Here is a 12,694-nt window from a genome sequence, read left to right on the forward strand (position 1 = left end):
CGCACACACGATCTGCTTGAGCGAAACCATGAAACCTCTCGACCGACCTGATTTGCCGCACCTTCTATAAGACAGCAGCGCCATTGAGAAGGTTCGCCCACCCCTGACGCAAAAATCCCCGCGGGACCGGGCCCGCGGGGATTTCCGTCAGAGCAAGGCGTGCCGGACTATTCCAGCACGAGCGCCGTGAACGGCCATACATAGGCCTGGAGCGTCACGAGCACGCCGACCAAGCAGGCCAGCACGATCGAGTGCCAGAACACGAAGCGCAGGATCGTGCCCTCGTGGCCGTACCACCGCGTGGCTGTGGAGGCGACCACGATCGATTGCGCATCGATCATCTTGCCCATCACGCCGCCGGAGGAGTTCGCCGCCGCCATCAGGATCGGCGACAAGCCGATCTGCTGGGAGGTGATCTTCTGGAGGTTGCCGAACAGGATGTTCGAGGCGGTGTCCGATCCCGTCAGCGCCACGCCCAACCAGCCGAGCAGCGTGCCGAAGAATGGATAGAGCACGCCGGTCGCCGCAAACGCGAGACCGAGCGTTGCGTCGACACCGGACAGACGGGTCAGCGTGCCGATCGCGAGCATCGCCGAGATCGTGATCAGCGAGATCGCGCACAGCCGGATCGTACGACCATACTCAGCCAGCAGGCGTCCCGGGCCGACACCCATCAGGAAGCCCGAGATGATCGCCGCGATCAGCATGCCCGTGCCGGTGAAGGACAGGTAGGTGAACGCGAACACCGCACCTTCCGGCGTCGGCTTGGGGGCCACCGGCGGCACCTTGTTGATCATATTGTGCAGATCGGGAACGGCGTAGTTCCAGGTGAAGATCCCGTTCGCCCAGGTCTTGAAGGCACCGTTGCCCCAGATCAGCATCACGATACAGACGATGATCCACGGCAGCAGCGCGCTCCACAGTTCGGACTGGGTGAGCGGCGTCTTGTCGAGCGGCGTCATCTTTTCCATTTGCGCGGCCGACGCGTCGTGGCCGCGCAGCTCCGGCGACAGCCAGAGCTGCTTCGGCTGCCACACCTTCAGGAACAGGATGAGCGCCCCCATCGAGATCAGCGACGCCCCGATGTCGACGATCCAGGGATTGATGTAGTTGGAGATCACGAATTGCGGGACGGCGAAGGAAATGCCGGTGACGAGGACCGCCGGCCAGACGTCCTTCATGCCGCGCCAGCCTGCGAACGCCCACACCACCCAGAACGGTACGATGAGCGAGAAGAACGGCAATTGCCGGCCGACCATCGCGCCGAGGATGTAGGGATCGAGCCCGGTGACCGAGGCAAGGCCCTGGATCGGCGTACCGAGCGCGCCGTAGGCGACCGGAGCTGTGTTGGCGATCAGCGACAGGCCCGATGCGGCGAGCGGCGAGAAGCCGAGACCGATCAGCACGGCACCGGTGATTGCGACCGGCGTGCCGAAGCCCGAGGCGCCTTCGAAGAAGGCGCCGAACGAGAATGCGACCAGCAACAGCTGCAGGCGCCGATCCTCAGTGACGCCGCCGACTGCGCGCTTGAGCAATTCGAAGCGCCCGGTGCTAACAGTCACCTGGTAGAGGAAGATGACGTTGAGGACGATCCATCCGATCGGGAAGAAGCCCGTGACGATGCCGAGCACCGAGGCCCGGATCGACATGCCGGCCGGCATGGTGAAGATGAATATCGTGATCAGATTGGTGATGATCACCGCGACCACGGCCGCGATGTGCGCTTTGACGCGCCCGCTCGCGATCATGATCAATAGCGAGACGACCGGGATGGCCGCAGCGATAGTCGACAGTGCAGCATTGTTGAGCGGATTATAGATTTGATTCCACATGTCTTCCTCCCCCCCACGCATTTGTGCGGCAGGGGGCCCGCGTGGACGGCCGAGCCTGCTTGACGCTGGAAGCGATAACCCCTGAGCTGGACGCGAATTCCTCGCGAATGTGGCGGTTCCCACCCGCTCACAAGCCCGAGAAGTCCAGAAGGCCCCCACCCCACGCCCTCGTACCCATGCTAGGGTTGCAAGCCGCGACAAGCCAACGCAAATTGCAGAACTTGCGACTTTAGTCTAAGCGCGCCCATTTCCGCCCTGGCCTCAGCCATTTGGCTCCGGGGCGTTGTGCAAATCCCCTCGAGGAGATCCCGCTCCGTGAAGAATATCAGCGCTACGCTCGCGACCGTTTGGCGAATCGCCATCCCCTATTTTCGATCCGAGGACAAATGGGCTGGGCGTGGCCTGCTCGCGGCGGTGGTCGCGATCGAACTGTCGCTGGTCGCCATCGACGTGCTCGTCAACCAGTGGCAGAACCGGTTCTACAGCGCGCTCCAGGCCTATGACTTCGATAGCTTCATGCGCGAGATCTGGATATTCGTCGGCCTTGCCTCGGCCTTCGTCGCACTGGCTGTCTATCAGCTCTATCTGAACCAATGGCTGCAGATCCGCTGGCGGCGATGGCTGACGCGGCACTATCTCGGCGAATGGCTCGACGACGCCACGCATTACCGGATGCAGCTCAGGGGCGATGCGGCCGACAACCCCGACCAGCGCATCACCGACGACGTGAAGAACTTCGTCGAGCAGACATTGACCATCGGACTTGGCCTGCTCTCGTCGATCGTCACGCTGTTTTCCTTCGTCATCATCCTCTGGGGACTCTCCAACAACGCGCCGCTGCACCTGTTTGGCATCGATGTCGCGGTCCCGGGCTATCTCGTCTGGGGCGCGCTGTTTTATGCCATCCTCGGCACGGCCCTGACGCACTGGATCGGCGTGCCGCTGGTCAATCTCAATTTCGAGCAGCAGCGCTATGAGGCCGACTTCCGTTTCAACCTCGTGCGCGTACGCGAGAACTCCGAACAGATCGCGCTGCTGAAGGGCGAGAGTGCGGAGCGCGGACGCCTGTTGCACCGCTTCGACTTCGTGATCGACAACTGGTACGCGATCATGAGCCGGACCAAGCGCCTCACGATGTTCACGGCGAGCTATCAGCAGGCCGCCGTGATCTTCCCCTACGTGCTGGTGGCGCCGGCCTATTTCGCCAAGAAGATCCAGCTTGGCGACATGATGCAGACCGCCTCGGCCTTCTCCAGCGTTCAGCGCGCTTTGTCCTTCTTCGTCACGGCGTACCGGTCGCTTGCCGAATGGCGCGCCGTGGTTGCCCGTCTCGACGGCTTCGAGATGTCGGTCAACTCGGCCGCCAACCTCGCCGCGCACGAACCGACCATCGGGGTTGCGGCATCCAGCGCCAAGAAGGCGATCGCGCTCGAGCAGTTGCTCGTCAAACTGCCGAACGGCGCACCTCTGGTCGCGGCCGATGCCTTCACGATCCAGCCGTCGGAGCGGGTGCTGGTGACCGGCCCGTCGGGCTCGGGCAAGTCGACGCTGTTCCGGGCCATTGCGGGCGTCTGGCCGTTCGGCACCGGCACGATCGCCATTCCCGAGAAGTCAAAGCTGATGATGCTGCCGCAGCGGCCGTATTTCCCGATCGGCCCGCTTGGCGACGCCGTCATCTACCCGGCCGAGCACGGCACCATCCCGCCCGAGCGGATCCGTGACGCGCTCATCGCGGTCGGCATGCCGAGACTGGCCGATCGGCTCAACGAGGACGGTCACTGGAATCGGACGCTGTCCCTCGGCGAGCAGCAGCGCCTCGGACTTGCCCGCGCGCTGCTCCACATGCCGGACTATCTGTTCCTCGACGAGGCCACCGCATCGCTGGACGAGCCGTCCGAGGACCGGCTTTACCGGCTGCTGGCGGAGAAGCTGCCACAGGCCACCATCGTCTCGATCGGCCACCGCTCGACGCTGGACGCCTTCCATACCCGCAAGGTGACCATGGTGAAGGACGGCGAGATCCACGTTCTCGGCAAAGGCGGCGAACCGGCCCAGGCGGAGCCGAGCGCAGCGCGCTGAGCGAGGCGGGGGATGTAGGTCTTTCCCTGCCGCCATCCTTCGAGACGCCCGCCTTTGGCGGGCTCCTTAGGATGAGGTCTGTCCTCGTAGCGGCATCTGAGACCCTCATGGGTGAGGAGCCGTCCGGAGACGGGCGTCTCCGGACGATGCTCTGCATCGCCGGGCGAACCATGAGGCCGAGCAATCGTACAACCCAAAGCAAAAGGGCGGCAGATTGCTCTGCCGCCCTCAACAAGTCGCTTCGGGAAGAAGCTTACTTCAGGTTGGTCATCGCCGTCAGGTCGAACGACAGCTTGGCGATGCCGGCGGCGCCGCACCAGTTGGAGCCGACACCCGACGGATTGATCGCGGTCACGAAGGTGCCGGTCGAAGCGGTGAGATTGCCGCGAGCCGACCAGTCGCTGGTGAAGGCGTTGCAATCGCCCTTGGAGAGGCTGGTGTCGGAGTAGCGCAGGTCGAGCGTCGCCACCTTGTAGGTGAAGCCGATGCCGACGTTCCAGGTGTTATAGTCGGCATACTTGATGCCGTTCGGGAAAGTCGCCGTGCCGTAGAAGCTGTCGGAGGTGCCGAGCCACTGGCGGCCGAACTCACCCGAGACGTACATGCCGACGCCGCTGGAGCCGAAGATCGTGCTCGGCGCGGTGTACTTGCCGGTGATCGAGGTGTAGTTGCCCCAGGCGCCCGAGTTCAGGTAGCTCGGGGTGTAGTACTCGGTCAGGCCGAACGTCCAGTTGTCGTTCACCGTGTAGGTGGCCTTGCCGTAGACTTCGAAGAAGCTCAGGTCCTTCTTGATCACGTTGGCGTTCAGCAGGGCCTTCTCGGCGCACTCGGCGCCCTGGAAGTTGCCGGCGAAGTCGATGCCGGGAGCACCGAAGAAGCAGGTGCCGCCCGGATACAGATAACCCCAGACGCCGATGTCGAAAGCGAACGCGCCGAAGGTCGGACGGATACCGCCGTAGACGTCGATCTCGGCCGCGGCGCGGTTCGGGAAGGAGATGCTCTCACCGGACACGCCCATATAGAGCTGGAGGTCCTTGGTGACGTTGTAGCGCGGCTCGAAATAGGCCGTGACCGACGGCTTGTGGTTCGACTGGGTGATACCGCGGAAGATGTAGTCGCTCATGATCGCGCCGCCGAAGGCAACGTCCCAAGGATCAAAGGCGGGCGGCGGCGGCGCCTTCAGTGCCTTGACCGGCATGTCTGCCGCGAAAGCCGAACCCGTCACCATTGCCAGCGCCGTTGCCAACAAAGCCACTTTCTTCATTTCAATCCCCATCACCAGTGCTTACCCAGTCGATTTTCCCGGAAGCCCCCCGGGGTGTGCGACCTACGTGCAAAATTGCGTTACCGCGACAATCTGGATTGGGGGATGTGAACGGAGAAGCAAAAATCGCGGGCATTTGCCGCCTTTTTGAGCGTTCTGACGGTTCTACGAAAGGTTGTCGGCCTGTGTTGCTTCTCGATCACATTATTTGAATCCCAGAATGCACAGAGCCGCCCGGGTTAATACGGAGTCCCGCGGTCGAGTGACGCCTGCGCCACGAATCGCACCGGTGCGAGAACGACAACCGCCCGAGACCACTGTGACGATGCAAACTGTGACGATACAAAAAGGCCGCAGCGTCACCGCCGCGGCCTTCCTGTTGCCTATCGCTGCCGTTGGGGTGGACCTGGCCTTTGGCCTAACCTTGCCCCTCGACCGGCGTCGATTCCGCAGAAGACGAAGGCATCGCCCAGCTGGTCTCCGCGGCGGGCTCGGGAGCCGGAGCCGGAGCTGACGGCTTCGGCGAGGGAGCTGCCTTCGCCTTCTTCGGAGCCGCTTTCTTCGCGGCCTTCTTCGGCGCCGCCTTCTTCGCCGCAGCCTTCTTTGCTGTCTTCTTGGCGGCCTTCTTCGGCGCGGCCTTCTTGGCAGATTTCTTCGCAGTCTTCTTCGCGGACTTCCTGGCAGCCTTCTTCTTCGTCGCCTTCTTGGCCGCTACAACCTTCTTGGCCTTTTTGGCCTTCTTGCTTTTTTTCTTCTTCGCTTTCGCCATCGTGGTCCTCCTGTTGTCGCCAAACAATGGTCGATCGGGCGTCTTCAGCCGTCACCTCCGGACGAAAGCTCAGCTCGACGCGTTCAATGCCGGCCGCGACCCGCCCGTAGCCCAATCGAGAAGCTCAATCGTGTGTACGACCGGAATTGACGTGCCACTGGCAATCTGCACCATGCAGCCGATATTGCCCGCGGCAATCATGTCCGGCTTGACGCTCGCGATGTTGGCGACCTTGCGATCGCGCAACCGACCCGCAAGCTCGGGCTGGAGAATGTTGTAGGTCCCCGCCGAACCGCAACACAAATGGCTCTCCGGGACATCTTTCACCACGAATCCATTCTTGGAAAGCAATTCTTTCGGAAGGCCCGTGATTTTCTGCCCGTGCTGCAACGAACACGCGGAGTGATAGGCGACGACGATGTTGTCCGGTCGCGCGACCGGTTCGAGTCCGAGGCCGGCGACGTATTCGGTGATGTCCTTGGCGAGCGCGGACACCTTCGCCGCATCGGCCGCGAACGCAGCGTCCTCGCGCAGCAGATAGCCGTAGTCCTTGATCACGGTGCCGCAGCCGGACGTCGTCACCAGGATGGCGTCGAGCCCCTCGCCCGCCGCTTCCGCACCCCACGCCGTGACATTGGCGCGAGCCCGCGCCAATGCATCGTGGTCATTGCCGAGGTGATGGGTCAACGCGCCGCAGCATTGCTCGTCCCTGACCAGGACGACCTCGATGCCGTGGCGGGTGAGGAGACTGATGGCGGCCTGGTTGATGCGCGGCGCCAGCACCTGCTGGGCGCAGCCCTGAAGCAGCGCGACCCGGCCGCGCTTCTTGCCACGCGCCGCGAACACGCTGCCGGCGGTGGGCCCCGGCGACGGCAGGCGGTGTGGGGCCAGCGCCAGCATGGCCTTGAGGCGCTCGATCAGGCCGGGCGTGGCCGACGGCCTGGGCGTCGGCAAGAACACGGCAAGCGGGCGGGCCAGCCGCGCCAGCCACATGCTGGCGCGGAAGCGCTTCGGGTTCGGCAGGACGAAGGCCAGCACCTGGCGCAGCAGCCGCTCGGTGAGCGGCCTCTGATAGCGCTGCTCGATCCTGACCCGGGCCTGGTCCACGAGGTGCATGTAGTGCACACCAGAGGGGCAGGTCGTCATGCAGGACAGGCACGACAGGCAGCGGTCGATATGCTTGACCACCTCCGCCGTCGGCGCCTGGTCCTTCTCCAGCATCTCCTTCATCAGGTAGATGCGGCCGCGCGGGCTATCGAGCTCGTCGCCGAGCAGCACATAGGTCGGACAGGTTGCGGTGCAGAAGCCGCAATGGACGCAGGCGCGCAGGATCTTGTCGGCTTCCGCGATATCGGGGTCGGCAAGCTGCGCCAGTGAGAATTCGGTCTTCATGCCGCAGCGCCCCGCGTCAGCCGGCCCCGGTTGAGAATGGATTTCGGATCGAAGCTGGTGCGTACCCGCTCGCTCAGCGCGGCAATGCCGGGCGCCTGCGGATGAAACACATCGACGCCGCCTCTGACATCCTCGGCGGCCCGGATCAGCATCGCATGTCCGCCCAAGGCATCCGCGCGCTGGCGCACGACCGGGGCGTGCGCATCCGACTTTGGCGGCAATGCCGCCCAGATCAGCCCGCCGCCCCAATCGTAGATCACGTCGCCCCCCGGTCTCGCGCGCCAATTGCGTCCCGAGCGCCGCACCTGATGCCGGCGGACAGACGATTCGCCAGACCGGCCAGGCACCCAGCGTGCCGCTTGCCGCGAACGGCAGGACGTCGCGGATCGTGGCCCACAGCGCCGCGGACGCCATGTCCTCGACCAGCGTCGCGGTCCCGAACGGCGCCAGCAATTCGCGCAGCGATCCGGCGCGGTGGGCGGCGGAGGCCGTGATCCCCTCGAGCCGCAGCACGGTCAGCGCCTCGCCCTGGCCCGCGATATCGCCAAGCCCGTCGGTCTTGGCCCGGAACGCCGATTTCGGCAGGTGCGCGGCGGCGGAGACGTCGAAGGGCGAGCCGAGCGCCGCGGTCATCGCCTTGTTGGCGGCGACATCGTCGAGCCCGCGGAGCAGCAGCGTCCGCTCGGCTTCGGGCTTCGGCATCACCTTCAGCGTGACCTCGGTCATGACCGACAGGGTGCCCCAGGACCCCGCCAGCAGTTTGCAGAGGTCGTAGCCGGTGACGTTCTTCACCACCTTGCCGCCGGTCTTGAAGCTGTCGCCGAAACCGGAAACGGCGTGCGCCCCGAGCAGGTGGTCGCGCGCCCCGCCCGCCCTAATGCGCCGCGGACCGGCGAGCCCGGCCGCGATCATGCCGCCGATGGTGCCGAGCGCCGGCGTGCCCAAAAGCGGCGCGGTGTTCATCGGCTCGAAGGCGAATTGCTGGTTCTTGGCATCGATCAGCGACAGCACGTCGGCGAGCGGCGCGCCGGCCTGGAGCGTGACGATCAGCTCATTGGGCTCGTAGGAGGTGACGGCGTTCAGCGCGGAGACGTCGAGCACGGCGTTGGTCGCCATCGCATGGCCGATGCCGCGCTTGCTGCCATGACCGATGATCTCGAGCGGCTGCTCATTGGCAATCGCCGCGCGCACCACCTCTTCGACGTCTTTGGCGTCTCTGACCTTGAGCGTATCCACGGGAAAAGGCGGTAGCCAAATTCCAGACGAAAATCAAATTTCTCGCGCCACAGCCTTATTTCTCACGCCAAAGCCTTGCGCGCGAAAGCGCCGGTCCCTGAATGCGATGCGGCTGACAAACCGCCATCCCGATCACGCCGGATAACGGCCGGGCCGATTCGGGCACGACATCGTCACTTCGTCCACCATCGAACCATTCCCTTCCAAACTTCGCTATTGATCGAACTGTTCCAGATGCCCTCTTAACAGGAGTTCCGGCATGTACGCACAGGCAATGAAGCAGCGAACAGTCAGCGAAGCGACCAGCGGCGGCGGCCTTCTCGTCGTGGCGCAGTGGGAAGCCAAGGAGGGACAGGCCGACAATGTCGCCGAGATCCTGCGTGGCTTCCTGCCGGAGGCACAAAGCGAGCCTGGCGTGAAGCTGTTCCTGATCAGCCGCGGCATGGAGAACCCGGCACAGTTCCTGTTCTACGAACTGTTTCGCGACGAGGCCGCTTTCAAGGCGCACCAGGAGAGCGCGCATTTCAAGACACACATCGCAGGCCGGGCGCTGCCGCTGTTGGCAAGGCGCGAGCGGACGCAATACGCGCTGATCTAAATGCCGCCTGCACGCCGCGGTTCGGTCAGGACCGCGGCGCGCCGCTCTAAATGATTGCGCGCAGCGGTGATCTCCGCAAGATCAGGGCGGAGACCGCAAAGCTGCCGACCGCAGCCAGCATCGTCAGCAGGATCGCCTTTGTGACCGCACCAAGCAACAATGCGTGCAGCAACAAGGCGAAGCCGATCAGAATCGGCGGATGGATCAGATAGACGCCGAACGCATTGTCCGAGAGCCATTTGGCGACCGGACCTTGTGTGCCGAGATAGCGACGGTAGACGGCCAGGATCAAAAAGCCCATGCCGACACAGACGAGTGCCTCCCACAGGCACTTGCCGGCGCTGACGAGGTTGAAGCCCCCCGCATAAAGCGCGGTGTCGCCTTTGAGCCCGCCGCCGAACAGCACCAGCGCCGCGAACAGGGGCGCCGAGATGGCCAGCGCCAGCGCTCCCCAGCGCAGACAGGAACGCTCGGCAAGCCCCGTTATCCAGTTGCCGCGATAACCATAGGCCCCTGCCGCGAACATCAGAAGATATTGCGGCAGATCGCCGGGATGGACGTTGAGCACTGACGTGCCGGCCTGCATGACGATGCGTACGGCAAAGGTGGCGGCCGCCATGAGTATCACGAAGACCACGACTATCGGTCCGCGGAGCACAACCGCCCGCTCCTGCCATCCCGACAGCCGGATCAGGCCGTAGGCGAGCGAGAACAGCAGCAGCACGGCGCAGAACCACATCGGCCCGGTCTCGGACAGCCACTCGCCGTCCGCAAGATGGGTCAGCCATTGATGGCCGAAGCCACCGCGTCCCCAGGTGTGCGACAGGAAATACTGCGTGAGCGGGCCGATCACGAACATGTAGACCAGGGTCGGCACGCCAAGCCGGAACAACCGGTCACGGGCGAAGGTCGAAAACCCCTTCCGGTCAAACGATGCCGCAGCGAAATAGCCGGCGATGAAGAACAACACCGCCATGAAGAACGCCTGCAGGAAGCTCTGGTAGATGCCGAAGAACAGCGCCGTCCCGAAGCCCGTCGCCTGCCGGTCCACATAGTACCAATTGCCGAACGGGCTATAGGTGTCGGACGCATGCATGCTCAGCACGAGCACGATCATGGACCAGCGGATGTTGTCGATGAACAGGAGCCGCGGCGGGGCGTGCGCCGCGGCCGGCTCCGCTGTCGTCGCGTCTACCGGGATGTCCGCCATGCCGCCACCTGGACCGACATGCCAAAAAATCCTCAGAACCGCGGGATGTCCGGAAACGCGAGCTTGCCGGCATGGACATGCACGCGGCCGAGCTCGGCGCAGCGGTGCAGCGTCGGAAACACCTTTCCGGGATTGAGCAGGCCCTGCGCATCGAAGGCGCATTTCAGCCGCTGCTGCTGGTTCAGGTCGATCTCGCTGAACATGTCGGGCATGAGGTCGCGCTTCTCGATGCCGACGCCATGCTCGCCGGTGAGCACGCCGCCGAACTCGACGCAGGCGCGCAGGATGTCGGCGCCGAAGGCCTCGGCGCGCTCGATCTCGCCGGGCTTGTTGGCATCGTAGAGGATCAGGGGATGCAGATTGCCGTCGCCGGCGTGGAATACGTTGGCGCAGCCGAGCTGGTATTTCTCCGACAGTTCGCGGATGCGGGCGAGCGCCTTCGGCAGCGCGCCGCGCGGAATGGTGCCGTCCATGCAGAGATAATCTGGCGAGATGCGGCCGACGGCCGGAAACGCGGCTTTCCGGCCCGCCCAGAACAGATTGCGCTCGGCTTCCGAGGTCGAGATCTGGCAGGTGGTCGAGCCGCAACCATTCGCGATGGCCTCGACGCGGCTGATCAGTTCATCGACCTCGATCTTGGGACCGTCGAGCTCGATGATCAGCAGCGCCTCGACATCGAGCGGATAGCCGGCATGGACGAAGGCCTCCGCAGCGTGGATCGCCGGCTTGTCCATCATCTCCATGCCTCCGGGAATGATACCGGCGCCGATGATCCGCGCCACGCATTCGCCGGCCGCCTCGACTTCCGCGAAGCCGACCATCAGCGCGCGCGCTGTCTCCGGTTTTTGCAGGATGCGCACCGTGATCTCGGTGATGACCCCGAGCAGGCCCTCGGAGCCGGTGATGACACCCATGAGATCGTAGCCCGGGTTCTCCGCCGATTTGCCGCCGATGCGCAGGATCTCGCCGCTCATCAGGACAATCTCGCAACCGAGCACGTTGTTGGTGGTCATGCCGTATTTCAGGCAGTGCACCCCGCCGGAATTCTCCGCGACATTGCCGCCGATCGAGCAGGCGATCTGCGAGGACGGGTCGGGTGCGTAGTAGAAGCCGGCATGCGCGACGGCCTGGGTGATCGCCAGATTGGTGACACCAGGCTCGGTGACGACGACGCGGTTGTCGAAATCGATCTCGCGGATGCGCTTGAACTTGCCGAGCCCCAAGAGCACGCCGTCCTCGAGCGGCAGCGCGCCGCCGGACAGCGAGGTGCCGGAGCCACGCGGGACCACCTTGATGCCCTGCTCTGCACAATATTTCAGGATGAGCGAGACCTGCTCGGTCGTATCGGGCAGCACCACGACCATCGGCGGCTGCCGATAGGCGGTCAGCCCATCGGATTCATAGGCCCGCATCTCGGCAGCGCTGTCGATCACGCCCTCGCCGGGCACGATTGCGCGCAATGCAGCAACGATCTCAGCGCGGCGCGCGAGCACCGCCTGGTCACTCGCAGGCATCATGATGGTCATGGCATATCCTTCCGGCTCGCCCCGGGCGATCAAATTGTCGCGGCAAATCAACCACGTCCGCGGTGGTTTGGGTAGGCCATCCGAACGTCGGACCAACGATCTCGGGCGAGTTCGCTCTGGGACAAGTAGGGAATCGTGAAACCTGTCATGGTTTCGTGGCTTGTCCAAGCCGGACGGGCCTGCCAAAAGCGGCAGGTCCGACGATTGCCGACCAGGCAAGAGACTGACTAGGCCCAGACCCACCAGGGAAGAGACGAAGAGCACCCGATGACAAAACTGACTTTTGGCGCACTGATGATCCTCACCGTGACTGCCACCGCCCCCGCCGCGATGGCGCAGGATGTCGCGGCCGGCAAAACGTCATTCAACAAATGCCTGGCCTGCCACGCGATCGGCGAAGGCGCCAAGAACAAGGTCGGCCCCGAGCTCAACGGCCTCAACGGCCGCAAATCCGGGACAGCGCCGGACTACAATTATTCGGACGCGAACAAGAATTCCGGCATCACCTGGGACGAAGCCACGTTCAAGGAATACATCAAGGACCCGAAGGCCAAGATCCCCGGCACCAAGATGGCGTTCGCCGGCATCAAGAACGAGACCGAGATCAACAATCTCTGGTCCTTCGTCTCGCAGTTCGACAAGGACGGGAAGATCAAGCAGTAAGCGCGCAAAAGGGGCGGCCGCTAGAGCCCCGTTCCGATGGAATCGGAACGGGGCTCTAGATTCTTGTTTTGACGCGTTTTCTTGACGCGAACCGGTATCCACTTCGCTCGAAAACGCTCTAATCG

Annotated in this window: 9 protein-coding genes and 1 pseudogene; 3 read left to right on the forward strand and 7 right to left on the reverse strand. The window is 63.9% G+C overall.

Translation table 11 applies throughout. The features are described from left to right. Positions 1 to 167 precede the first annotated feature (167 nt). A complete protein-coding gene (locus AC630_RS27700) occupies positions 168 to 1,832 on the reverse strand; it encodes an L-lactate permease (RefSeq protein WP_074121636.1) in 1,665 nt (554 codons plus the stop codon). A gap of 315 nt (positions 1,833 to 2,147) precedes the next feature. Between AC630_RS27700 and AC630_RS27705 the strand changes: the two genes are divergently transcribed. Further along, positions 2,148 to 3,911: an ABC transporter ATP-binding protein/permease gene (locus tag AC630_RS27705; protein ID WP_074121637.1), complete on the forward strand. Its 1,764-nt coding sequence runs from the start codon at positions 2,148 to 2,150 to the stop codon at positions 3,909 to 3,911. A 253-nt stretch (positions 3,912 to 4,164) separates the two neighbouring features. On the opposite strand, the gene AC630_RS27710 is transcribed toward AC630_RS27705, so the two are convergent. The 4 genes and pseudogenes from AC630_RS27710 to AC630_RS27725 form a co-directional block, all read right to left on the reverse strand. Further along, positions 4,165 to 5,175, reverse strand: a complete 1,011-nt coding sequence (locus AC630_RS27710) for a TorF family putative porin (protein ID WP_074121638.1) — start codon at positions 5,173 to 5,175, stop codon at positions 4,165 to 4,167. A gap of 418 nt (positions 5,176 to 5,593) precedes the next feature. After that, positions 5,594 to 5,944, reverse strand: a complete 351-nt coding sequence (locus AC630_RS27715; protein ID WP_074121639.1) for a histone — start codon at positions 5,942 to 5,944, stop codon at positions 5,594 to 5,596. 69 nt (positions 5,945 to 6,013) lie between these two features. Continuing rightward, positions 6,014 to 7,336, reverse strand: coding sequence for a glycolate oxidase subunit GlcF (gene glcF / locus AC630_RS27720; protein ID WP_074121640.1), 1,323 nt, complete (start codon positions 7,334 to 7,336; stop codon positions 6,014 to 6,016). Beyond that, positions 7,333 to 8,572 (reverse strand): annotated as a pseudogene (locus tag AC630_RS27725) (FAD-binding protein). Before AC630_RS27725 ends, glcF begins: the two are co-directional and overlap by 4 nt. Before the next feature lie 259 nt (positions 8,573 to 8,831). On the opposite strand from AC630_RS27725, the gene AC630_RS27730 reads away from it, so the two are divergent. After that, entirely contained in the window at positions 8,832 to 9,170 is a 339-nt protein-coding gene (locus tag AC630_RS27730; protein WP_074121641.1) for a putative quinol monooxygenase, read from the forward strand. A gap of 46 nt (positions 9,171 to 9,216) precedes the next feature. On the opposite strand, the gene AC630_RS27735 is transcribed toward AC630_RS27730, so the two are convergent. Beyond that, the gene (locus AC630_RS27735) at positions 9,217 to 10,380 is read right to left on the reverse strand and encodes an acyltransferase family protein (RefSeq protein ID WP_074121642.1); all 1,164 of its coding nucleotides are present in this window, start codon (positions 10,378 to 10,380) and stop codon (positions 9,217 to 9,219) included. A 32-nt stretch (positions 10,381 to 10,412) separates the two neighbouring features. Continuing rightward, complete coding sequence (locus AC630_RS27740) at positions 10,413 to 11,906, reverse strand: FAD-linked oxidase C-terminal domain-containing protein (protein WP_074121644.1); 1,494 nt, start codon at positions 11,904 to 11,906, stop codon at positions 10,413 to 10,415. A gap of 267 nt (positions 11,907 to 12,173) precedes the next feature. On the opposite strand from AC630_RS27740, the gene cycA reads away from it, so the two are divergent. Further along, on the forward strand, positions 12,174 to 12,569 hold the full coding sequence (gene cycA / locus AC630_RS27745; RefSeq protein WP_074121643.1) for a cytochrome c-550 CycA: 396 nt from the start codon (positions 12,174 to 12,176) through the stop codon (positions 12,567 to 12,569). Positions 12,570 to 12,694: the final 125 nt, after the last annotated feature.

Source organism: Bradyrhizobium sp. AS23.2 (assembly GCF_001908185.1).
Taxonomy (GTDB): domain Bacteria; phylum Pseudomonadota; class Alphaproteobacteria; order Rhizobiales; family Xanthobacteraceae; genus Bradyrhizobium.

What these genes read in the sequence shown, in the direction of transcription:
- AC630_RS27700 (WP_074121636.1), bottom strand. Translation starts at nt 1,832, where the DNA reads ATGTGGAATCAAATCTATAATCCGCTCAACAATGCTGCACTGTCGACT.
- AC630_RS27740 (WP_074121644.1), bottom strand. Translation starts at nt 11,906, where the DNA reads ATGACCATCATGATGCCTGCGAGTGACCAGGCGGTGCTCGCGCGCCGC.
- AC630_RS27715 (WP_074121639.1), bottom strand. Translation starts at nt 5,944, where the DNA reads ATGGCGAAAGCGAAGAAGAAAAAAAGCAAGAAGGCCAAAAAGGCCAAG.
- AC630_RS27710 (WP_074121638.1), bottom strand. Translation starts at nt 5,175, where the DNA reads ATGAAGAAAGTGGCTTTGTTGGCAACGGCGCTGGCAATGGTGACGGGT.
- glcF (WP_074121640.1), bottom strand. Translation starts at nt 7,336, where the DNA reads ATGAAGACCGAATTCTCACTGGCGCAGCTTGCCGACCCCGATATCGCG.
- AC630_RS27730 (WP_074121641.1), top strand. Translation starts at nt 8,832, where the DNA reads ATGTACGCACAGGCAATGAAGCAGCGAACAGTCAGCGAAGCGACCAGC.
- cycA (WP_074121643.1), top strand. Translation starts at nt 12,174, where the DNA reads ATGACAAAACTGACTTTTGGCGCACTGATGATCCTCACCGTGACTGCC.
- AC630_RS27735 (WP_074121642.1), bottom strand. Translation starts at nt 10,380, where the DNA reads ATGGCGGACATCCCGGTAGACGCGACGACAGCGGAGCCGGCCGCGGCG.